Raw genomic sequence first — 24,635 nt, 5'->3', positions numbered from 1 at the left:
GGGGAAGATTGTGGAAAGAATATTTTTGGAGTAGAAGTTACTTAGTTCTAAGTGTTGGAGGTGCACCATTAGAGATAATTAAAAAATATATTCAAAATCAAAAGGAGGTGTAATTTTATGAAATATAATTTAGCATTCAAATACAGAATTTATCCAAATAAGGAGCAAGAATTATTGATAAATAAGACTTTTGGATGTGTTCGTTTTGTTTACAATACGATTTTGTATACTGCTAATAAAATTTATGAAGAAACTGGAAAAAATAAAATAGTTACACCTGCCAGTTTGAAAAATGAAAATCAATTTCTAAAAGAAGTAGACAGTTTGGCACTTTCAAATGCTCAATTAAATGTAAGACGATCGTTTACGAACTTTTTTCAGAAGAGAGCGAAATTTCCAAGGTTCAAATCTAAAAAGAATAGTGTTAAAAGTTACACGACAAATTGTGTGAATAATTCGATACGAATTGAGGAAAATAAATATTTGATTTTGCCAAAATTGAAAAGAATAAAATTAAAATATCATAGAGAAATACCAAAGAATTATAGAATAAAGTCGGTAACATTGACAAACAGTAATGGAAATTACTATGTTTCTGTTTTGACGGAATTTGAAAAAGAAATTCAAAAAATGCCAAGTAATGATAAAGTGATTGGACTTGATTTTTCAATGTCTGAATTATTTGTCAGTTCTGAAAACCAAAGGGCTGATTATCCAAAATATTTTAGGATGTTGGAAGAAGAATTGAAAAAATTACAGAAATCATTATCGAGAAAAGTGAAATTTTCTAAAAATTGGTATAAGCAAAAAGCGAAAATATCAAAATTGCATGAGTATATTAAAAATTGTCGAAGAGATTTTTTGCATAAATTATCGAAAAAATTGTCTGAAGAATACAATGCTGTGGTTGTTGAGGATTTGAATATGAAAGGGATGAGCCAGGCATTAAATTTTGGTAAAAGTGTAGGAGATAATGGATGGGGAATGTTTTTGAGAATGCTTGAGTATAAACTGATGTTTTTAGGAAAGCAATTTTTGAAGATAGATAAGTGGTTTCCATCGTCGAAAACTTGCAGTAAATGTGGAAATATTAAAGAGGAACTGAAATTATCAGAAAGAAGTTATAAATGTGAGTGCTGTGGAATTGAAATTGATAGAGATTACAATGCGGCACTGAATATAAAAAACATTGGAAAAGAAATGTTGGAATATTAAAAATAAAAGAAGACAGGGCAGGGACTGTCCGAAGAGCTTGGTAAATATATTTGGCTAGCAAAAACAGGTACTTCCCAAGAAGCTCCCGCTTCTAAAAGCGGGAGTAGTTCACTCAAATATTTTACTCTGTTATTTTAGAAAAAAATTAGCAAAAAAAGTAATATTGTGATAAAATAAAATATAAGAAAAACTTTTTAGAAAGGATTCGGATATGTTGATAGATAAAGTAAAAAAAGTTAAAATTACTGATAAGATTACGATTGGTAATGATAAGATTTTTTTGATTGCAGGGCCTTGTGTAATTGAATCGGAAGATTTAGTTATGGAAGTAGCCAAAAAAATGAAAAATATTACAGATAAATTAGGAATTTCCTATGTTTTCAAAGCTTCTTTTGACAAAGCTAACCGTTCTTCAATTTCATCTTTTAGAGGTCCAGGCCTTGAAAAAGGACTTGAAATTTTATCAAGAGTTAAATCTAAATATGGCATTGCACTTGCGACTGATATTCATGAGCCTTATCAATGTAAGGAAGCTGCAAAAGTAATTGATCTTTTACAAATTCCAGCTTTTTTATCACGACAAACTGACTTGCTTGTTGCGGCGGCTGAAACCGGAAAAGCTGTAAATATAAAAAAAGGACAGTTTTTAGCACCTTGGGACATGAAAAATGTTGTCAAGAAATTTCAGGAAGTTGGAAATGAAAATATAATGCTTTGCGAACGTGGAGCTTCATTTGGATATAACAATCTTGTTGTAGATATGCGTGGACTTTTGGAAATGCGTAAATTTGGATATCCAGTTGTATTTGATGCAACACATTCGGTACAGATTCCAGGTGGGCTTGGAGAAACTTCAGGCGGTAACCGTACTTATGTTTACCCACTTGCAAGGGCAGCTGTATCTGTAGGAGTAGATGGGATTTTTGCAGAAGTGCATCCCGATCCTGATAAAGGACTGTCCGACGGACCCAATATGTTAAAACTAGACAATGTTGAAGAAATTTTAACAAAACTTTTGAAATATGATAAATTAACAAAAGAACTATAAAAAAAGAAAAAAATATAAATTTTAGGAGGAATTAAGATTATGAGTTCAAAATTATTATTAACACCTGGTCCAACTAATATACCAGAAGAATATCTAGAAATTTTTGGAAAGGATATTATTCATCACAGAACACCTGAATTTAGAAGAATTATGAGAGAAAATAACGAAAACTTGAAAAAAATATTCAAGACAAAACAAAATAATGTTGCTGTTGTAACTTCTTCTGGAACAGGTTCAATGGAAACTGCCATTGTAAACTTTTTTTCAAAAGGAGATAAAGTTTTAGCTGTAAATACTGGATATTTTGGTGACAGATTTAGAAAAATTGCAGAAATTTATGGTTTGAATGTAATCAATTTACAATATGAGTTTGGAGAAAGCTACAAATTAGATGATGTAAAAAAAGTTATTTCAGAAAATCCTGATTTAAAAGGAATTTTAGCTACTCACAGTGAAACTTCAGTCGGAATTTTAAATGACATAAAATCACTTGGAGATTTGACTAAAAATACTGAAATTTTATTAATAGTCGATACAATTAGCGGACTTGTAGTAAATGAATTTAACTTTGACGAATGGCATGTCGATGTTGCAATTGCAGGAAGCCAAAAAGCATTTTTAATACCTCCAGGACTAGCTTTTGTAGCAATAAGCGACAAGGCAAAAAAAGCAATGGAAACTTCTGATTTGCCTAAATATTACTTTGATTTAAAACAATATATTAAATATTTTGAAGAAAAAGGAGAAACACCTTATACACCAGCAATTGCATTAATTTTAGCATTAAATCAATCACTAAAAGATTTAATTAAAAATGGAATTGAAAATACAATAAAACAAAAACACGACTTGAGAAAATACGTAGAAGAAAAAGCAGAAAAACTTGGATTTAAATTATTAGTTAAAAATGAAGAAAATAGAACAAATACATTAATTTCTGTTTATAGAGAAGGAATTGTAATAAAATCAATTATTTCTGCTCTTGAAGAAAAAGGATATACTGTTACAGGCGGAAAAGGAAAATATGCCGAAAGCCTTATGAGAATTGGGATTTTAGGAAGAATTTCCAAAAAACAGCTTGATGACTTTTTTGTAATTTTTGAAGAAGAGTTAAAAAAGCAATTATAAAAATTTAGAACAATAATTAAGGGCTTGTTTTTTAAAAAATCAAAATTTTGAATCAAACAGCCCTTATTACATAACATTGAAAAGGAGTATAGATGAAACCATATTTATTTAAAATTGGAGGTTTTGAACTTAGGATTTATAGCTTAATGTATATTCTAGCTTTTCTTTTTGGAATGTTTATCGCACTTGCAGATGATGTTGCTGAAAAAAGAGGAGTTGATGATCGAAAGATTATTGAAGATTTTGCATTTACAACGATAGTATCAGGATTAATTGGAGCAAGATTATATTATGTTATTTTTAAATTCCCTGATTACATTGGAAATCCTTTATCCATATTTTATATTTGGGAAGGTGGTCTTGCAATTCATGGTGGAATTATTGGAGCATTCATAGGTGCATATCATTATGCAAAAAAAAATAAAATGAACTTATGGGTACTCACAGATATGGCTGTTGGACCTTTGCTATTTGGACAATTTTTAGGAAGATTTGGAAATTTGGCAAATGGTGAAGTTCATGGAGTTCCTACATTTACTCCACTTAGCGTAATCTTTTCAGGAAGATTCAATGAATGGTGGGCAAAATATCAATCAATGAGTACTGCCGCACAAGCTCAATTTAAACAACTTGTGCCTTGGGGATTAACTTTTCCGTTAAATACACCAGCTGGATCTGAATTTCCAAATTTGCCATTACATCCAGCTATGCTTTACGAAGCATTTTTAAATTTAATTGGATTTTTAATTCTCTGGTTCTATTTTAGAAAAAAAGAATACAATCCTGGAATTTTATCAATGATTTATTTAATTATGTATGCAGTTATAAGAACATTTGTAAGTACATTTAGAGCAGAAGACTTATTAATTTTTGGAATAAGACTTCCGTACTTAATAAGCATAGCTATGATCATTATTGCAATTATCGGAATAAAAATTTTTAGCAGTCCAGATAGAAAATTTGTACCTGCTAAAATTGAAGAATCTAAAAAATAAAATAAAAAACTGTCAAATTCATTTATTGATAATATGGAAATGACAGTTTTTTTATATTTATATGTTCAATAATCTAAATTTTTTTATCTTTTACACAAAAGCAATACTCCTTGCTTCAGAATACTTATTTTATTAAATTCTGAGTTTGTATGTTATCAAATGGCCTATTTCTTTTCTGTTTTGTCAGATTCTGCTTCAGGCTCAGGACGGCGTTTTCCACGGTTATCAGCTAATGCATCAATGCCACCTTTTTCATATTTTTTTACCCATGAATAAATTTGCTGATATGAAATTCCAAATTTACGAATAGTCATGTTATAATCATAATTATTATTTTGACAAAATTGAACAGCTTCAACTTTAGCTTCGATAGTTTTTCTTACATGTTTTTTCAACGGCGATATTTTCCCATTTTCATCCAAACTTCTTCTATAATCTCTAATCCAGTAATTCAAAACACTTACAGATGCAATATCATATTTTTTACAAATTTCAAATAATGAACCTTCATTATTTAAATAACTTTTAACAGCTTTATCTTTAATTTCACGAGAGTAATGTCTATTTTTATCTTCGACTTTTATACTATCTTCTCCTATTTCAAGATATTTTTTCTTCCAAGTCATTAATGATGATTTTGCAACATTATATTCTTTTGATAATCCTTGAATACTTCCTTTCCCTTCTAATATCATCTTTACGAGTTCAACTTTTAGTTCATTAGATACTTTCGATTTTCTTCCCATTAAATTACCCTTTCTAAATAAAATATACACATTTTTATGGTTTATTCTTTTAAATTAAATAATACACAGCCAAAAAATGTGAAATGCTTCCTAAAATCACAAAAATATGCCATATCATATGATTAAACTTACATATTTTCCACGAATAAAAGATTGTTCCAAGTGAATATAGAACTCCACCTGCAATTAAATAAACTAACGAAATTTTATTTATATTATTTATTAAATCATTCCATGCAAATACTATCATCCATCCCATTATTAAGTAAAGTAAAGTTGAAAATAATTTAAACTTACCAGTAAAAAATACTTTAAATACAATTCCCAAAATACAAACTATCCATTGAATTGTCAATATAATTTTATTCATTGGAGAATTAACAACTAAATATAAAAATGGGGTATAAGAAGCTGCTATTAAAATATAAATTGCCGAATGATCAAAAATTTCAAATATTTTCTTCGCTGTTCCTTGCTTTAATCCATGATATATGGAGGACATTGTATATAAAACTATCAATCCGAATCCAAATGTCATAAAAGATATTATAGTTCCAGCATCACGTTTCCAGCTAGCATGTATTGTTAATATTATAAAAGCTAATATTGATAACCCTGCTCCTACTGTATGGCTTACAAAATTAGCAATTTCTTCTCCGCGTGAAAAATTCTCTGCCTTTTTATGTATTTCATTTAATATATTTTTTTTCATATTTTTCCCCCTTCAAATGCAAAAATATTTTTTATAATTTTTGTATTTGGTCTTAAAGTGAGCTTATCATAAAATAATCTTAATATGATAGGCTTACATTATAATAATATCATATAAAATTTAATAATACATTTTTTTTGGCTTATAAATCAATTGTTTTTTTTATACACAATGAAATCTCTTTAATTTAAATCTAATTAAAATTAATTAAAATAAATTCTTCTAAAAAATAACTATAATCCCTGAATTAAAGCTTAAAACTTGTCCCTCTAATTTATTATAACAGATGTTTTAATTATATTCAACTAAAAATTTTATTAAATAGAGTAAAAATTCTAAGGATATATTTTTTACATACAAGTAAGATACAACTATTTCTTATCGTAATTTTTCTATTCTTTTAAGTTCTTGCTCACTATTATAAAATTCTTATGCGTTAATAATTAAGTTTTTTAATACACTCGAATTCATTCAAAATTTAACCATTAAAAATCATAAAACTTAGGATTTTAGTAAATAATCATAGCTTTTAAATTCAGTTTTACTATAGACTAATTAGTATGCAGGGGTATAACAATAATACCTCTGCTAAAAAAGAAAATTTCATTAAAAAAATTTGTAACTGATCTTAAATATTACTTAAAATTGCTGGCTATAGGAAGCTCCACCATATCTCAATGTTGCTACATTTCTATCTCCATGTTTGCTCCATGATATAGGCACATCTATTGTTCCTCTATTTACATTTACTCTAACTGATGAAGGTAAATTTTCTCCATCTTCTGGAACATAGATATTACTTGCTGCTCTTACCAGCATTTCATGAGCTGACTCTGTCGGAACACTTATAGTAAAAGTTCTTTCTGCTGTATCTACTCCTGCTTTTGCAGTAGCAGTTAATGTTGCTCCTCTAGATCCACCACCATAAAACTGCTTATTAACTCTTCCAGACACCGAATATAAACTTGAATTTGAAGAATGCCATCTTATCGTAACTGGGACGCCATTTGAGGCAGTCATTGATTTTGGAAGGCGTCCTCCTTCAGAAACTGACAGCTTATTTATTACTTCTTGAACTGCTGCAGAATTTTTAGGATCTGATCTTCCCTGAACTTCACTATTTTCACTATTACTGCTGTTATTTTGAACTTCATAACGCATCTGAATATTTCCTTCATTTTCAAGAATTTTTTTATCCATGTTGTATATTGCACTTTTAGATGAAATTTGATTTTTACCTTGGTAAGTTACTACATTTCCATTCAGTTTTATTCTTTTATCTTTCAAGTAAATTATAGCTTTGTCAGCACTTGTATTAATTGCTCTAAACTGAGGTAACGTACTTACAATTTTTATGTTATTTCTAGCATATCCTTCCTGCTTGTTCATATCCATATATAGATAGTTTGCAGTCATCTTGGTATTATTTTTAAAGTCAACCATTACCTTGTCTCTTGCAAGTATAAGATTTCTTCTTGAATCCATCTCGTTATATTGTGAATCCAATGTAATGTCTTTGTATGTCATACGTACATTTTCTTTAATTTCACTACGTGTAATACTCATATTACTTCCATTTTTGTGAGATACAAAATAAACTTTTGCAGTATTTCCGACAAAATGTACTGCTTCTGATTCTACAAGTGGTCTTGGATCATGTACCAGATCCTTTACATTTCCACGAATTTTACCTTTTACATGCCCATCAAATCTAAATTCCTTTTTCTCAAAACTTCCCTGTCCAATATCAGATGTTATTTTATCTCCTTGAATACTTGACATTTCCATTTTATTCGCAAAAATATCTTTTGAAATCGTATTCATTTTTCCGTTTGCACCATGAACAATAAAGTTTTGTTTTCTGACATTAAAAGGCCCATTCATAACTGCATTTCCCGTAGGAAAAACATATACAAGACTTGTTCCATCCATTTTATAATCATCATAATTAGCAGTATAGTAATCATTTGTTGTCATAGTATGAGTTTTTAAATCATAAACTCCACTTTTATAAGTTCCCGTAGTTTTTCGTGGCAAATAATTATAAGTACCATTTCCATCACCAGTTATTATTTGAGCAATTTTATCATAGAAAACATGATCTCCAGTAATTATCATAGTTTTTCCTGTATATCTAACATGCCCTCTTCCATCAACTTGTTTTTTCTCAACGAGATACACGGCACTATCTGCTGTAACTACGCTTTCCTTACCTGTATAGACAACATGTCCATTTCCATTAACTTGTTTTTTCTTGATAAAATATACGGCATTGTCTGCTGTAATTACACTTTCTTTACCTGTATAAACAACATGTCCAAAACCTTCAACTCTTTCTTCACCTTTCATATAATAATCTGCTTTTTGAGCATCTAATTTACTTTCAGGAGAAGTATAATGCACATGCCCTTCTGCATTTCCTATTTTATTAATATCATCGTATCTCATCTTATCTGCTGTAAGCGTTCTTTTAGTTTTTTCTTCCTTATAGACAACATGCCCTTCTGCGAAACTTACTTTTGTAGGATCATTATATGTTATTTTATCCGCTGTCATAGTTTTTTTGTCTTTTTTATTATTGTATTTAGCATGTCCTGTTGCCACAATCGTTTCAAATTTCGTCGTCGTTTCAACTTTGTCTGCCTGAGAAACAGTATCATCAAAAGTATTTATAAGTTTTGTCTTCACTGGCGAGACTAACAAATCTCCCTGTTTTTTATAATCTACACGTTCTGTATAAATTTCCCATTTCTGATCCTTTGTCGTTCCAACAACTTTTTTCATTAACGAAACATCAAGTGTTTTAGTGTTTACCTCTCCCTTTTTTCCAGAAATTACCATTTGTTTTTTTAAAAGATCTACAATTACATTTTTAAATCTAATGACTTCATCTCCTTCGGATCCAATTTGTTCATCCGCATAAATAATTGCTTCATCTTTTAATCTATACACAACTTTTTTTGCTTTCATATCTTTTTGCATCTGCTCAAGTGGTGTTGGAATTTTTTTAAAAAATACTGCATATATAAAATATATCAGTATTAGTATTAAACCTCCATAGCCTATTCTTTTCCACATTGTTTTTTTCTCCTATTTCACTATTTTAATTATCTTTTTTTATATTTTCTTTTAATTCAAATAAAAATTTCATTGCATCCATCGGTGTTATATTATTTATATCAAAATTTTCTATTTTATTCACAATTTCTAATAAATTTTCTTTTTCCTGTTCTATTTTTTCCAATTTTACTTCATAAAACTGACTATTTTCAGCAATTTTCATATCATTTACAGTTTCATTTTCAGACTTTTCAAAATTATTTTCAAACTCTAAATTTTCTCCAAAAAGTGAAAGCTGATGAACATCTACAGTTTTTTCAATCAATTCCTTTTTTTGCTCCAACCGTTTCAATATTTTTTTACTTTCAACTAATATTTCTTTTGGAAGTCCTGCCAGCTTTGCTACTTCAATACCGTACGACTTATCTGCTCCACCTTTTACAATATTTCGCAAAAACATCACTTTCCCTTGTTTTTCATCCACTTCTATCCGATAATTTGTAATATTTGAAAATTTATTTTCTAAATCGGTAAGTTCATGATAATGTGTTGCAAAAACTGTCTTAGCACCAATTTTATTGTGAATATACATCGAAATAGCAGTTGCAATCGAAACACCATCAGTTGTAGAAGTCCCACGTCCAACTTCATCCAATATTATCAGACTTTTTTTTGTTGCATTGTTCAAAATGTTGGAAACTTCGCTCATTTCAACCATAAACGTACTCTGTCCAGTCAAAATATCATCAGAAGCTCCAATCCTTGTCAAATATTTATCTATAACTGATAAATTTGCTTTTTTAGCAGGAACAAACGAACCAATCTGAGCCATTATTGAAATTAATGCAATTTGCTTCATATACGTTGATTTTCCAGACATATTAGGTCCTGTCAGCACAACAAAACTTTCCTTTTCAGTAAAAACTGTATCATTTGAAACATAATCTGTTCTTCCAATCAGTTTTTCCACAACTGGATGTCTTCCTCCAAAAATTTCAAAGGAATATTCCTTGTTTATTTCAGGTTTTACATAATCATTTTCAATGGCACTTACTGCAAAAGATACCATTACATCAATATATGCCAGCCTTTCTGCTAATTCTGACAAAATTTTTCGATGTTCCTTGATTTTCTCGCTAACTTCCTTAAACAAATGATACTCCAAATCTTCAATTTTTGCTTTGGAATTTATTATTGTATCCTCATATTTTTTTAGCTCAGGTGTAATATACCTCTCTGAATTTGAAAGGGTCTGTTTTCTTATATAATGTTCTGGAACCATATCCAGATTTGCTTTCGTAATTTCAATAAAATAACCAAAAACTTTATTGAATTTTATTTTCATATTTTTAATTCCAGTTGCTTCCCTTTCTCTTTGTTCAATATCCAGCAAAAAGTCTTTCCCAGAATTCATAATGTTTCTAATTTCGTCCAATTCCTGACTATATCCAGATTTTATAATTCCACCTTCTCGCACAGAAAACGGTGCATCTTCATTTATACTGTCATCAATAATTTTATAACATTCAAATAAAATATTTACATCAATATTTTGAAAAAAATCTGTACTTTCCAAAATTTTCATTATTTCAACAGCTGATTTTATCGTCTTTTTCAATGCTGTCAAATCTTTCCCATTTTCACTCCCAAAGGTTATTTTTCCTAAAAGCCGCTCCAAATCATAGATATTCTCAAGTTTTTCCCGCAAATCTTCACGAACTAAAATATTATCAATGAAATATTGTACATCTTTTTGCCTTTTTTTTATTGTATCAATATTTAAAAGCGGATTATTTATAAATCTTTTTAAAAGCCGTGTTCCCATCGAAGTTTTACACTCGTCCAAAACCCACAAAAGCGATCCGTACACAGTTTTTTCCCTTTGATTTTTTAAAAGTTCCAAATTTCTGCTTGTAATTGCATTTATTTCAGCATAATTGGAAATATTCACAAACTCAATCTTTTCCACTGTCAAATCATGCTCAACCTGCATAGTAACTGCATAATCAAGTGCCATTGCAGCAGCTCCAATTATCCCCTTTTTATCCTTAATCCCATAGCTTTCCAAAGACACAATTCTAAAATAATCCATAAGATATTTTGCACTATCCCGAACTTTATTCACAAAAGTTACAACTGAATCATTCTTTTGTAAAAAATCATCCAGCTTTTCTTTTATTTCACCATAAAAATCCTCTGTCACAAGTACTTCTTTAGGCTCAATCTTATTAATTTCGTTGAATAATTTTATAAAATCATCATCCTTTTCAACTTCCGTTACTTTAAATTCTCCAGTCGTTATATCAATATATGCAATTCCAAGTTTATTTTCAATGTTTAAAATACTCATCAAGTAATTGTTGCTCTTTGCATCAAGTGCCTCCATATCCACAACAGTCCCTGGCGTTATAATCTTTACAACTTCCCTTTTAACAATACCTTTTGACGTTTTAGGATCTTCTATCTGTTCACAAATTGCAACTTTATACCCTTTTGAAACAAGTTTTGTAATATATGAATCCGCCGAATGAAACGGAATTCCCGCAAGCGGCACATCTACATTTTTTTCTTTATTTCTTGAAGTAAGTGTAAGTCCCAATTCCCGTGACGCTTTCACCGCATCCTCAAAAAACATTTCATAAAAATCACCCAGTCTAAAAAACAATATAGAATCCTCAAATTTTGATTTTATCTCTTTATATTGTTTCATAAGCGGTGTATCTGCCATCGTTATTTTACCTCTGTTCTCTCTTTATTTTTTTGTTCTTAAATTTTATCATGGTTTATTTTCTTTTTCAATTTTTTAAAAAATTAATAAAAATTTTTTCTTTTCCATTTTTATATCAATTTTTTTATTTAATAATTATTGTTATTTACATACTTTATAATCTTTTTTTAACGCAGAGGTATCAAACGCCATACCTCTGCACTCCCGCTCTTGAATTTTAATTTTACAGCAAAAGACAAAACTCGCTTTTAATAAAAGTTGTTTTAATCTCATGAAGTTGTTCTCAATTCAAATAAAATAGAAAAGCTCAAACAAGTTGTCTTTTACCGAAAAATTAAAATCTCGGAAATTTATAATAAATATTTTTTCTTTAACAAAATAAATTTTTTAATTTAAAAACCGACGGAGCTTTTATTTGTTCAACTACGACTGTTTGACGACTGAAAGGAGGAGTTTCGGAGTTGGGCAAATAAAAGTCGGAGTCTAGCCATAGGTGCAGGATTTGCGGCAATGAGCAATCCTGCGAAAATAAATAAAGAAAAAACTTAATAATATAAAGAAAATATTTATTAATAACAACATATGTTATAAATCCTTAATAAGAAAATCGAGTTTTAATTTATTCTTTTTAAAATTTCATCATAAACTCTTTCACAATTTCCTTTATCCACATACTTCAAAAACTTTTCTCTCAATTTATCAGACTTTTGCTTCATCTTTTTATCATAATAAAAATTATTTTGAGAAATTTCAATGATTTCTTCCACACATTTTTCCACAGTTTTAGCCTGCATTCCAAATAAATCCTTATCTAAATCTACATAAGAACCAACTTTTTCTTCGTATTCACGTTTATCAAACTGAAAGAAAATAATTGGCTTGTTTAGATAATAAAAATCGTAAGCTACACTTGAATAGTCTGTTATTAATAACTTTGATTTTTGCAGCTCTTCAGTTATGTTTACTTCTTTTGGAAGTATTTTTATATTTTTTCCAAGTTTTATATTTCCAAAATTTTTTAAATGGTCCTGCATTAACTGATGAATATAGACATTCAATTTAATATTATTTTTTTCAAAATAATCATTTAATTTTTTATCTGTAATTAATTTTGCAATGTTTTGAAAATATTTTGTATCTTCAAATTTCTGATTTTCTGAATTTTCTGACTTTAGCCAGTTTCTCCATGTTGGCATAAAAAATATTTGTTTTTCAGCAATTTCTAAATTATATAATTTATCGTATCTTGGATAACCTGTTATAACTGCTGTTTCTTTTGGCACTTCCCACCATATTTCTGTTTTTACTTTTCTTTCAAATTCTGAATCACAAATATTCAAATTATATGATTTTACAAGTGCTTCTGCCACTTTTGCTGTCTTTGGATTCATTGCCTGACGTACTTTAAAGCCTACTGTTCCATGATTTAAAAATACTTTAAATACTTTTTTGTGAAATTTATTTATTAATGGCACTACAAATAAGTACGGAACAATATCTGCAGAAATTGAGTGGGAAAATAATGCAACTTTTGCATTCATAAAATAAAGGTAGCTCTTTACACTTCCTTTTATCAGCTTTTCTCCTGGAATTTTTTTAGCAATTTTAGCATTTCTGTTTATTATCCAGTATACCTCCTCCTGCTGCCTTGACCGTAAATATTCATACATCGCACGTCCATTATCCACAAAAAGCTCTCCTGCATTTCCACCTACAAGCCATATATTTCTATTTTTGAATTTCTTTTTGTTAAATGGATAAATAAGATAAGCTATTACCATATTTATTAAACATTTTATCTTATCCATATTTTTCTCCTAATTTTTTACTTTATTTAATTTAAAAATTCTAATATATTTCCTTCAAATTTTATTTTTTTAGCAAAATTACTTATTGTATATGGTTTTATATCCAAATCTTTATGATATTTTGTAAACTCGCACATATATTTTGTATCTTCGTGTATATTAGGAGCAACAAAAATTGAAAATATATTTTCTTTTTTTGATTTTTCATTTAATTCTACTAAATGTCTAGTTATTGCAGGAATTTCTATTATAGATTGCTGTCTATTTTTTATTAATGTAACTTCTACTAAAACATCTGATTTTTCATCATAAACTTCAATATCTGCTATTCTGCCTTTTGCTGTAAATGTTGGATTTCCTTCATCGTCTATTGAATAATTTGGTTTTATCAATAAATCAGGATAATTTTTTATTAAAATTAAACTTGTTAAAAATTCTAAACGAGTCGGATTATCTATTAATTTTAAAAATTCGTCCTTTGAATTTTTATCTTTTTCTAAACATTCTAATTCTTCAATGATTTCTTTGTTTTCATACTTTACTGCAAAATTTTTTAACGCAGTAATTTTTATAGTTTCTACTGTTTCATAATTAATGTTCTCTTCAATATTAATTATATTTAAATCCATTTCTCCCATATATTTATAAAAATCATATTCTGTTTCATAAGTTTTACACTTTGAATAATTTTTTACTATATATTCAATTTTATTTTTTTCTAATTCATTAATATCAACAAATCTTCCAAATCCTCTTAAAGAGAAAATTCCTGTTATTCTTAATTTTCTAATTAAATCATCAACAGATTCCTGTATAATTTGTTTTATTTTAAATCTTTTTTCATTTTCACTTTCTAATAATTCCAAACATCTTTCATAGACGACTTCATTACTTGCAGTATATCCATAAGTTTTTCTAAAGTTTTTTATATATTTATATAACTCATCGGAATCATTATTTTTCCAGCAAATTAGAAAAGGTAATTCTTTTCTAAAAATTCCTGCTCCATTTTCTTCTTTATCATTTTTCAATTTTTTCAAAACATTTAATAAAAGAGGAATCGGTGTACTTTTATTTAGATTTTTTCTATAAGGATTATCCACATTATATTTCATTAAAGCATTTAAAAATATTTTTTGTATCTTTTCTCCTGAATTGCTATTTTCATTCTCTAAATAGGCATCACAAAGCATATGTCCTGTTTTTGAAATTTCTATTGGTTTATCCATTTCATAATAAAGAAATCCAAATTCCTTTGATAATTTATACCAAGTGTCAAACCTACTATCCCACCCTTTTTCAAATCCTGCTTCTTTATGATTCTGTGGACTATTTTCTATAATTTCTTTTATTTCTTCTTCACTAAAAGAATTTGTATCATTTTCAAATATTTTTTTCAAATGCGGTATTCTTTTTATGTATAGTGGAGCATACAATTTATTTTTTATTAATTTTTCTACTATTTTCATAATAACTTCTTTTGTTAAAATTTTTCCTTCAAATTCCTTCAGATTTTCAATAAATGAAGCTATTCTTTCAGGATTTCTCATAGTTGTCGAAAACAATAATGGTTTTCTCTCTCTCTTCCTCATAATTGGTTACATAAACCTCCCTTGAATTTATTTTTCTTGTATTATCAAAACGACTTATATAATTACTATTTACTTCGTATACTTTATATTTTTTCATCCAATCTAATAATATTTCATTTTTCTTATCTTTATGTATCACTAAATTGGAAAGCCCAAATTTAACATCTTGATTATCTATGTCTTCTAAAATTTGATATAGTTCTTCTTCATTTTTTTCATTCCATATTTTATTATACTCGCTATTTGAAATTAAATATGGAGGATCTAAATATACAAAATCATTTTTCTCAAAATCACGGTTAATTAAGAATTCTTTATAATCTTGATTAAAAAAGTTTAGATTATTTTTTTTAGAAAAATCAAAATAATTATTTAAGGCATTATACACGTTTTTATTAAAATCCACATTTCCTACTGGCAAATTAAATTCTCCTTTTAAATTAAATCTTATCATATGATTAAAACCATAAATTAATAATAAATATAGCAATTCAAAATTTGATTTATTTTTATTATAGTCTTCTCTCATTTTTATATAATTTTCTTTATTATATCTTGAATAATATGTTTTTATAAATTCTTTTTTTAATTTATCTGGTACAATTTTCCCTAAAAGAGAACAGGATAATCCATATTTTTCTATAGTTCTAAAAAGGCTTTCAAAAAATTTATCTTTACTTTCCCTAAAACTTTGTAAATAACAGTGTAATTGAATAACGTATTCATTTATATCATTTAAAAAAAAATTCTTTGCTTCTGTGTTTAAAAAACTGCTTCCACCACCAACAAAAGGTTCGTAGTAATTATTTATATTAACTGGAAATAATTTTTCTAACTGAGGCATTAGTTTATATTTATCACCAACATAAAAAAAAGGCGATCTAATTTTTGATTTCATTTATATTATTTTACCTCCGTTAAAAATAAAAATTCTTTATGAGCCTTAAAATCTGTTTTTCCTGCATTAAAAAACTTATATTCCTTTTCAAAAACTTTTGTTTCTCCAACCTCATTTAAAGATTTTGATATTTCTTCAAAACTAATTTTATTTTTTGAAGATGAACTTTTTGAATTATAAGTATTATTATATATAACAGCAATATATTTACAATTTAATTTTTTTACTAAATCATCAAACACTTTTGGTGCATTACTCCTACAATAATCACTCATATTTTTTTCTTTTGGTTTTAATGCTACACCAAATAATTCTGGTTTTTCCCACTCAACTAAATTTTCAATTACATGATAAAATCTTGAATATTGTCGAGAATTATAAGGAGGATCTAAAAATACTATATCTGATGTTATTTTATTACCTAATTTATTTGCCTCTTCTCTAAAAATTTTTATATTTTTTCCTTTTGTGTCTAATGGCTTTATTAAATTAAAAAATAATACATCATCTTTTATAGATTTTTTTATGTATGCCTCATAATGCCCAACCGTGTTTGCAATCTTATCAATTGAATAAATAAGAGAAGATAATAAAATATTATATTCTTTTTCACTTATTTCTTTCTCTCTTTTTTTTGTTTCAATTTTCTCACGAATAAATCCTATTCTTCTTGCATCTCTTTTACCAAAATATTTATCTCCAAAATTTTTATCAAAATAATTCTCTTCTAAATCTTCATATTTGCAACTATTTATATCTACTGCTATTTTTTCTAATTTCTTTTTATCATAATCTTCATTTCCAAAAAATGCTTTATAAATAACATTATTTGAAAATAAAAAATCATTAATTATAATCTCATCATAATAATTTAAAGCTTCTTTTGATATTGAACCAGTACCTGAAAAAACATCAAAAAAAGAACTTCCAATTGTATTTTCTCTTATTTTTTCAAAAATCCATTCCAACAACTTACTTTTATTTCCAATATATCTTCTATTATTTATGTTAAATTTCTCCATTTTTCTCCTAAATTTCTATTTTAGCTCATAATGTTTGTATCCTATTTTTCTACCCTTCATCACAACTTTATGATACTTTTTGTTTTTAGTAATGAGCATCCCGACAAAACTTCTAAATTGCCGTTTCCAGTATTTCAAAATGTAAAGCCTGTTTTTTCTGCCTTTTACTTCCTTTTTTACCAATGCTCCAAATCCCAAAGCATATTTATAGGCACGTTCCAAATCGCTATAATTACCTTTTTTAGCTGGATGAAAAATTATATCATTTGCAAAATATCTTCCCTTATAGCCTTTGTGAAGTAATGTAAGCACATAATCTGTTTCTTCTCCACTTCCAAAAGTTGCACCAACTCCTAAACTTTCATCAAATAAAATAATATCATCTTTGTTATAATTCACAAAAAAAGTTATAGATTTTACAGTTTTATCTACATTATCCTTAGCTATATCCATATCTTTTTTCTCCATGACACCTGTTCCATAAGTTTTTCCACGTTCAAGTGTACGGCACGAATAAATCCGATAATTTTTTCTGTTTTTAAAAAACGTGACGACTTTTTCTAGTGTATCAGGCTGATACTCGCAATCATCATCAGGAAATCCCACAATTTCTCCTTCCATAAGCACAAGCCCTCTATTTCTATTTAAACTTAGTCCTTTTTCATCACTTTTTATATATTTTATCTTAAATTCCTCTTCATAATCTTTCACAATCTCAAAAACTTCATTTCCTTCATTTTGATCCACTACAATCAACTCAAAATCTCTATAAGTCTGCACTTTCAAACTTTTTAAAAATAATTTAAGTTCAGTTGTAACATTAATTGTTGGCATTACAAGGGAAATTTTCATATTTTACATCTCCTTTTATTTTTTTATACTTTATTTTATATCCAAAACTGTCATATACGGAAGATGATCCGACAATTTTGTCCAGTCTTGAGTTGCATCATTAATAAAATAACTTGCCTTTACTTTCCATTTTTTTGATTGGCTTCCAAAAATATAATCAATTCTTGGATCTGAAAGTTTTCTTACACCACTAGCATTAGATTCCATATAAGTGTCCTTCCAATCTTTTGTCATCTGACTATAATATTTTGTTGTTGGCAAAAAATTAAAATCTCCACTTATAAATTTTATATCATCTTTATCAAAAAACTTTGTAAGTAAATCAAGTGATTCCATTTCTTCAGGCTTTATGCTTGGTTTAAAGTCCAAATGTGTATTCATTACCAAAACTTTTTTCCCAAAAGTCTTTTTAGAAAGTTCAGCAACAACAAGCTGTCGTCTTTCTGCACCTTCTGATGGCAATTCATAAGTATATATTTTTTCAAGCGGATATTTTGAAATAAATGAAATTCCAAATTCTCCTCCATCATAATCTCTCGATTTTTTAAAAAAATAATAATCATATCCCAAAACTTTTGCAATATCAGACGTTACATCCCTAAAATTACTTCTCTTTGTAAATTTATCAACTTCCTGAAGTGATACAAAATCAGGTGCATACGGCTTTATACTTTCTCCTAATTTTTGACCATTTGTAAGCCTTGCCCCATAAATATTATACGTCATTATCTTAAATTCCTTCGCCCAACTAACAGTCGCTCCACAAATCATAAGCGACAATAATGCTTTTTTTAAATTACTCATTTTTCTAACATTTCTCCTAATTCTTTCTAAAAATTATTGCCATTTGTAAAAGTCAAAACCTTTAAATAAATACAATATTTTTTACTTTAATACTAAATCTCGTTTAAAAATATAAATTATATCTTATACTATTTACTAATAAAAGTCATTTTAATCCCTTTAATCAGTCCAATGTTTAAACAGAAAATAGCATAAGACAATATATATCTAACTCTTGCCATCAAAAATATTATTTCTACTAAATTTTTACAGTTTCTACTTTTACAATTGCTTATTTTACCTAAATTTTTGTAACAAAAATTAATTTGTCACTTCTAAACTTTCATTCCATTATACCACTTTTTTAATTATCTACCAACTTTATTTTTTTCTTTGATTTTTATTTATGCTTTTCTTTCAAATAATATCTAGCAATTATTCTTGCATTTTTGATTATTTTTTTTACTCCTGACAGATGTTTTGACTCTAAAAACAATCTAGCCTTCAAACTGCTCCAGCTGTCATTCCACCAATGTATCCCATATGTTTCAGGCTTTATGCAGTCATCTGAATAAGTTTCCTTAAATCCATAAGGATAAAAATAATCTTTTGGAAAAATAACTATCTTCCCATTTTTCAAAACATTTTCCCTTTTCTCGCTCAAATTATACTTTTTCTCAAAAACATACGTAAATATTTTTGGAATCGTCCAAATGGGCTTTTCCCAAATCTCTTTTTCATAAAACTCTTTAATATCCTTCAGCACTTCATTATGTTTCGATGTTCCAAAAATTCCCACACTTATGTGCTTTTCATCTTCATAACCTATTAAAAAATCCATTTTTTTTAATTCCTCATTTTTGGGATTTTTAAAAAAAGAATCTTTTTCTTCCAAAATCGGTGTCAAATCCTTAATTATTTCCATATCCGTATCAACATAAATTCCAGAATTTTCATACATAAAATGCACTCTCATATAATCTGAAACATAAGCCCAAAGCCTTCTTTCATAACATTCCCGAAAGAATCTATTTTTTGCAAGATGTTTTTCCATATCAAAATTTTTCTCATTAATCTCTATTATTTCAAAATCAGGCAGATTTTTCTTCCATGATTCCAGACATTTATAGAAAATATCTGGCTTTTTGGCATTTCCAACCCAGACATAATATATTTTTTTTTCTATCATTATTTTCTCCTATTTTTCACCTTTTTTCATAACCATCATATACTTTTTCATCGGATTTTTGGCAACATTTACAACCTTAAATCCAACTTTTTCATATAATTTCTTAGCTCCCACATTATAATCAAACACATTTAAAGTAATAGAATTTACATTCTTTTCTTGAAAAATCAAATTTATAAATTCCAACAAAACCCTTTTTCCAAGTCCTTTTCCAGCAAGTTCAGGATTAATCAAAAATCGCCCAATATGGATATTATTCATTTCTTTTCGTATTTTCTGAATAATCCCCACAAATTCATTTTCACAAAAAATCGAGTAAATATCCTTCAAATCATCAATTTGGCTTTCTGTAAGCGGAAAATCAAGGCTTTTTCCAGCCCATTGCTCAAGAAAATCCTTTCCCTTTTCATTAGTCCATTTGACTATATCATTTTTATTCTTATCATTTATTCCGTCTATTATTTTTATATTTTCTATTTCCATCAATATTAAACTCCTATTTTTCTACACCAACTCATATTCAATCTCATTAACAATACAAAATTTTATTATTTCTTCATAAAAAGTTTCGTAATCCTCATCCTTTCCAGAATTTTTAAACTCTGACTTTTTAGAAGTAATTAGTGTAAAAAACTTTTTTTCATCATTTCCAAAAATTTTTAATATTCTGTATCCAAAATCTATTGTTCCACTTTTTGTATTCGTACTTGTAAACATCAACTTTTTTATATCATACTTACTGTATTTTTCATCATCAATACTTATAAAATTATTAAATATTTTTATAATTTTCGGTGTACAAATTTTCATTCTAATTAAAGAAATAATCTCTAAAATAATAACTCCCAAAATAATAATTATCAAAAAGTAATTCAAAAAAATATTATCAGAATATTTAACTACTATGAAGATAAAAATTATCATAATAATAGCATTTTTAAAAATATCTTTGTATTTTTCTATAAATAATTCTTTTTTTGAAATTTCAAATACTATATTTTCAATTTCCATTTTTTCAAATTGAATTTCACAAATGATTTTCTCAAGTTTTAAGCAATTTTTCTTTCCAAATAAAGAAATGACAACATAACAATAATCTATCGAAAGATATTTAACATCACCATAAAATAAATTATTCTCGTTAAATATCCTAACATTCTCTTTTTCTATTCTCCTACACCAAACTTCTTTTCCTCTTTCATAATATGTTAAAATATTGTCAAATACTTTAATTTTTTTATTAAAAACAAAAATAGATAAAATTAAAAATATTATGATTGAAAGCAGAACAGTCAAAAAACATTTAAAAAATATTTCATTTATTGAAAAATCCAAAGAAAACCTCCACCCATAAATAATTAATACTGGAATATAAACTATTCTACACAATATTTTCAATTTTTCTACCCAATGGACTTTAAATATCAATTCTTGCTTATTCAATTTTGCTCAACTCCCTAAAAAATCAAATCAGTTCCTTCTTTTCCTCAATCTTCCTGTACATATAGTCAAAGCTAAAGACTAAAACATAAACTGCAATCAGCATTGCCATATTTTTTATTAATCCTTCTCCAAAAAATGAACCTCTTGGGATGTAAAATAAATTAGGAATAAAGTAATAACTTGTTAATAATAAAAATCTATTTTTGACAGCATATTTTTCATATTTTATAATTAAAATTCCTAAAATTATTGAAATCAGAATTATCCAAAAATATCCTAAATCATACATTTCAGCGATATAGTTTGATCCAATTCCTTCACCACTCAAATAAGCTGTCGGGTTTAGATAGTATGTCAATCTGTCTGCAATTGAATTTGTTGTTAAAAGTGTATCTAGTGACTGAGGTTTAAAGCCATATAGTCCTTGTAAAATATACGGATAGCTTCCGTGTCCGACAATGCTATGCTTAAAATTAATTGTATATCCAAGCACAAGGTAGCTTACACCTTGAGAAAATAGAAAATTATAAACTGTGTTTATTAAATCCAAGCTGAATATTTTTTTACTTCGGATAGATACCAAAATTTGTGAGAAAACCACGGTAAATCCTACTAATTTTACCATTGTCTTGGCTTTTATCCTGATTCCATAGACTTTTGCATAATACCACATTATAAAAAGCAGCTGTGTCAAAAATATTGCTCTTGCTCCTTTAAATGAATCCAGCAGTTTTACCATAAGATAAAGCGAAGATATTGTTAAAAACTTTCTTTTGGATGGAATAGAAATTAAAAATATCAAAAATCCAATTGTCATTACTGTTCCAGAACCTTTTGTAAATGCAGGATAATCTACACCCTTTAAAATACCTGTATAATAAGCCTCGTATCCAGCTCGCAAGATAACTCTAAGCTGTATAAACATCTTGTAAGCTAAAGCAGGCAATGAAATTATAAATAAAGCCATTCCAATATCTGTAAACATTCTTCTGCTCTCAAGTGTAATATTACTTCTAATTTCACTAATCTTCTCATTTGAAATTCCGATAAAGAATCCTAAATGTGTAAATAAAAGCACAAGTAAAAATACCATTATTATTTCATTTCTCACATCATAAAAGAAATAAAAGTTGGCAAACTTTGTAGCCCATCCAAATTCTTTATAATCCACAATATCCAAAAATATCCTTGTAAAATTAAACAAAAATAATGTATACAAAAAAATCATATATGAATTTAACCATTCCAAATAAATTTTTGCTGTAAAAAATGTATAAACATACACTCCCATAAGCAAACACTCCAAAAATTTCATTTCTGATACATCATTTGGAAAAGTTACTGCATTTTTCAAAAATAGCACAAATGCAATTACAAATATGTGAAATATCAAAAAACCGATCTTATCCTCTTTTATTAAACTATCTCTTTTCATCAACTTACCTCTATTTTCATTTTTTTCTTTTATACTCAAATCCTTTTATAGTAAAATTGATTTAAAACCGAACTCAAAAGCTATGACTATTTTACTCAAACCCTATGTTTATATGATTTTTAATAGTTCAATTTTGAATGGGTTTGATATAATATCAACCTGTTTCAAATCAAATATGGGATTGAATAAACAGCCATAGTTTTTCTAAATTAATTTTACTATGTTTTCATCTAAAATTTTATCATATCGCCACTAAAACTTCAATGATAAATATTTTTTTCAATATTCATTTTTTATACATCAATATTCACTAAAAAAATTATTAAAATGTGGCAATTAATTTATAATTTATGTTATAAATAAAAAAGAAACCATCTATTTATTTAAGACAGTTTCTTCAATATTTTCAATCTAAAAAATTATAAATTATTTTCCCTCAAATATTCTTCCACATCAAGTGCCGCAATTGCTCCACTTCCCGCTGCAACAATCGCTTGCTGGTATTTGCTATCTTGAACATCTCCAGCTGCAAAAATTCCAGAAGTGCTTGTTTTAGAAGATTTTCCTTTGGTTGCAATATAGCCTCTGCTATCAATTTCAACTTTTCCCTCAAGAAATTTTGTATTTGGAGTTCTTCCAATTGCTACAAAAATTCCATCTGTTTCTAAAGTTTCAGTTTTACCTGTTTTGTTATTTATAAGTTCAATTCCTGTAACTTTTTCATCTGCCAATACTTTTTTAGGCGTATAATCCAATTTCCATTCGATTTTATCATTATCTTTTGCTCTTTTTTGCATGATTGCAGAAGCACGTAAAATATCTCTTCTATTAATAATAGTAACTTTATTTACAAATTTTGTTAAAAAAATTGCCTCTTCCATCGCAGTATCTCCCCCGCCAATTACAACTACTTCTTTTCCACGATAAAAAAATCCATCACAAGTCGCACAGGCACTAACACCTTTTCCAATATTTTCCTTTTCATTTTCAATTCCAAGATATTTTGCACTTGCTCCTGTCGATAAAATTATTGTCTTCGTTTCTACAATATTTCCATTATCCAAATGTAATTCAAATGTCTTTTTCCCATTATTTTCAACATCTTTAATATCCTTTACCACCGCTTGCAAAAATTCAGTCCCAAAATTTTGAGATTGAGATTTTATATCTTCCATTAATTGCGGTCCTGAAATTCCTTGTGGAAATCCTGGAAAGTTTTCAACTTCTGTTGTTGTTGTAAGCTGTCCGCCCGGCTCCATTCCATTTATCACTATATTTTTTAGTCCAGCACGGCTTAAATAAATTGCAGCTGTAAGTCCTGCCGGTCCTGATCCAATGATTACTGAATCGTACATATTTTTCACCATTCCTTTTTTTATATTATTAAAGTCTAGCAGAAAAAATAACCGCTAGACTTGTTTTATAAATAAATATTTCTTTAACTAATCTGTTTTACTTTATTTAAAATTATAATACTTTGTTTATTTCTTCATAAAGTGATTCTTTTGAGTGCAATCCAACTAATTTTTTTACAGCTTTTCCATCTTTAAATAAAATTAATGTAGGGATGCTTTGGATTCCAAAAGATTGTGCTAATTCTAATTCTTCATCTACATTTACTTTTCCAACTGTAGCTTTTCCTTCCATTTCTCCTGAAAATTCTTCAATAATAGGAAGCTGCATTTTACAAGGTCCGCACCAGCTAGCCCAAAAATCTACTAAAGCTACTCCATTTGCTATACTTTTTTCAAAATTATCTTTATTTAAACTTAATGCCATTTTACATCAACCTCTTTCTTTTTTTCATTTTTATTAATTTCATAAATTTTATAGTTTATTTTTTAAAAAATTTGTGTTATACTATTTCTATAAAATCAACTATTCAATTAAGTAATTGAATAGTATCATATTTGTAATAAATTGTCAATACTTTTATTTAAAATTTTAAAGATATACTTGAATTCTACCAATATTCAAATTA

21 protein-coding genes are annotated in these 24,635 nt (G+C 27.6%); 5 read left to right on the top strand and 16 right to left on the bottom strand.

Features of this window, described 5'->3' with window-relative positions; translation table 11 throughout:
* The 5 genes from ACO409_RS03245 to lgt all read left to right on the top strand — a co-directional run.
* On the top strand, positions 1-113 hold a 113-nt coding region (locus ACO409_RS03245), incomplete at its 5' end, for a transposase (RefSeq protein ID WP_485554774.1).
* Between the two features lie 4 nt (positions 114-117).
* Positions 118-1,215, top strand: coding sequence for an RNA-guided endonuclease TnpB family protein (locus ACO409_RS03240; protein ID WP_485554770.1), 1,098 nt, complete (start codon positions 118-120; stop codon positions 1,213-1,215).
* Between the two features lie 211 nt (positions 1,216-1,426).
* Positions 1,427-2,263 carry a 3-deoxy-8-phosphooctulonate synthase gene (kdsA, locus tag ACO409_RS03235; RefSeq protein ID WP_485554768.1) on the top strand — a complete coding sequence of 279 codons (837 nt, stop codon included), beginning with the start codon at positions 1,427-1,429 and terminating at the stop codon, positions 2,261-2,263.
* 39 nt (positions 2,264-2,302) lie between these two features.
* The gene (locus tag ACO409_RS03230) at positions 2,303-3,391 is read left to right on the top strand and encodes a pyridoxal-phosphate-dependent aminotransferase family protein (protein ID WP_485554767.1); all 1,089 of its coding nucleotides are present in this window, start codon (positions 2,303-2,305) and stop codon (positions 3,389-3,391) included.
* A gap of 92 nt (positions 3,392-3,483) precedes the next feature.
* Positions 3,484-4,386, top strand: a complete 903-nt coding sequence (gene lgt / locus ACO409_RS03225) for a prolipoprotein diacylglyceryl transferase (RefSeq protein ID WP_485554765.1) — start codon at positions 3,484-3,486, stop codon at positions 4,384-4,386.
* A 164-nt stretch (positions 4,387-4,550) separates the two neighbouring features.
* Here the strand turns inward: lgt and ACO409_RS03220 are convergent, their stop codons facing one another.
* From ACO409_RS03220 to trxA, 16 genes are all read right to left on the bottom strand, one after another.
* On the bottom strand, positions 4,551-5,132 hold the full coding sequence (locus tag ACO409_RS03220) for a transposase (protein WP_485554763.1): 582 nt from the start codon (positions 5,130-5,132) through the stop codon (positions 4,551-4,553).
* A gap of 49 nt (positions 5,133-5,181) precedes the next feature.
* On the bottom strand, positions 5,182-5,844 hold the full coding sequence (gene trhA, locus ACO409_RS03215; protein ID WP_485554761.1) for a PAQR family membrane homeostasis protein TrhA: 663 nt from the start codon (positions 5,842-5,844) through the stop codon (positions 5,182-5,184).
* Positions 5,845-6,483: 639 nt separating this feature from the next.
* Positions 6,484-8,922, bottom strand: a complete 2,439-nt coding sequence (locus ACO409_RS03210; protein WP_485554759.1) for an LptA/OstA family protein — start codon at positions 8,920-8,922, stop codon at positions 6,484-6,486.
* Between the two features lie 25 nt (positions 8,923-8,947).
* Positions 8,948-11,632, bottom strand: coding sequence for a DNA mismatch repair protein MutS (gene mutS, locus ACO409_RS03205; RefSeq protein WP_485554757.1), 2,685 nt, complete (start codon positions 11,630-11,632; stop codon positions 8,948-8,950).
* A 614-nt stretch (positions 11,633-12,246) separates the two neighbouring features.
* The gene (locus tag ACO409_RS03200; protein ID WP_485554755.1) at positions 12,247-13,440 is read right to left on the bottom strand and encodes a CDP-glycerol glycerophosphotransferase family protein; all 1,194 of its coding nucleotides are present in this window, start codon (positions 13,438-13,440) and stop codon (positions 12,247-12,249) included.
* Positions 13,441-13,466: 26 nt separating this feature from the next.
* Positions 13,467-15,032 carry an AlwI family type II restriction endonuclease gene (locus ACO409_RS03195; protein ID WP_485554753.1) on the bottom strand — a complete coding sequence of 522 codons (1,566 nt, stop codon included), beginning with the start codon at positions 15,030-15,032 and terminating at the stop codon, positions 13,467-13,469.
* Entirely contained in the window at positions 14,977-15,930 is a 954-nt protein-coding gene (locus ACO409_RS03190) for a DNA adenine methylase (protein ID WP_485554751.1), read from the bottom strand. Before ACO409_RS03190 ends, ACO409_RS03195 begins: the two co-directional genes overlap by 56 nt.
* A 5-nt stretch (positions 15,931-15,935) precedes the next feature.
* The gene (locus tag ACO409_RS03185) at positions 15,936-16,952 is read right to left on the bottom strand and encodes a DNA adenine methylase (RefSeq protein ID WP_485554749.1); all 1,017 of its coding nucleotides are present in this window, start codon (positions 16,950-16,952) and stop codon (positions 15,936-15,938) included.
* A gap of 15 nt (positions 16,953-16,967) precedes the next feature.
* Positions 16,968-17,804 carry a glycosyltransferase family 2 protein gene (locus ACO409_RS03180; RefSeq protein ID WP_485554747.1) on the bottom strand — a complete coding sequence of 279 codons (837 nt, stop codon included), beginning with the start codon at positions 17,802-17,804 and terminating at the stop codon, positions 16,968-16,970.
* 30 nt (positions 17,805-17,834) lie between these two features.
* Entirely contained in the window at positions 17,835-18,608 is a 774-nt protein-coding gene (locus tag ACO409_RS03175) for an endonuclease/exonuclease/phosphatase family protein (protein ID WP_485554745.1), read from the bottom strand.
* Between the two features lie 379 nt (positions 18,609-18,987).
* The gene (locus tag ACO409_RS03170; RefSeq protein WP_485554743.1) at positions 18,988-19,776 is read right to left on the bottom strand and encodes a glycosyltransferase family 32 protein; all 789 of its coding nucleotides are present in this window, start codon (positions 19,774-19,776) and stop codon (positions 18,988-18,990) included.
* A gap of 9 nt (positions 19,777-19,785) precedes the next feature.
* A complete protein-coding gene (locus ACO409_RS03165; protein WP_485554741.1) occupies positions 19,786-20,259 on the bottom strand; it encodes a GNAT family N-acetyltransferase in 474 nt (157 codons plus the stop codon).
* Between the two features lie 21 nt (positions 20,260-20,280).
* Positions 20,281-21,111, bottom strand: coding sequence for a hypothetical protein (locus ACO409_RS03160; protein ID WP_485554739.1), 831 nt, complete (start codon positions 21,109-21,111; stop codon positions 20,281-20,283).
* 130 nt (positions 21,112-21,241) lie between these two features.
* On the bottom strand, positions 21,242-22,654 hold the full coding sequence (wzy, locus tag ACO409_RS03155) for an O-antigen polysaccharide polymerase Wzy (protein WP_485554737.1): 1,413 nt from the start codon (positions 22,652-22,654) through the stop codon (positions 21,242-21,244).
* Positions 22,655-23,073: 419 nt separating this feature from the next.
* Positions 23,074-24,009 carry a thioredoxin-disulfide reductase gene (gene trxB, locus ACO409_RS03150; RefSeq protein WP_485554735.1) on the bottom strand — a complete coding sequence of 312 codons (936 nt, stop codon included), beginning with the start codon at positions 24,007-24,009 and terminating at the stop codon, positions 23,074-23,076.
* 112 nt (positions 24,010-24,121) lie between these two features.
* Positions 24,122-24,433 carry a thioredoxin gene (gene trxA / locus ACO409_RS03145; protein WP_485554733.1) on the bottom strand — a complete coding sequence of 104 codons (312 nt, stop codon included), beginning with the start codon at positions 24,431-24,433 and terminating at the stop codon, positions 24,122-24,124.
* Positions 24,434-24,635: the final 202 nt, after the last annotated feature.

Source organism: Leptotrichia sp. (assembly GCF_057270615.1).
The sequence above is the reverse complement of the archived record's forward strand: the minus strand, read 5'-3'. Positions and strand labels throughout refer to the sequence as shown.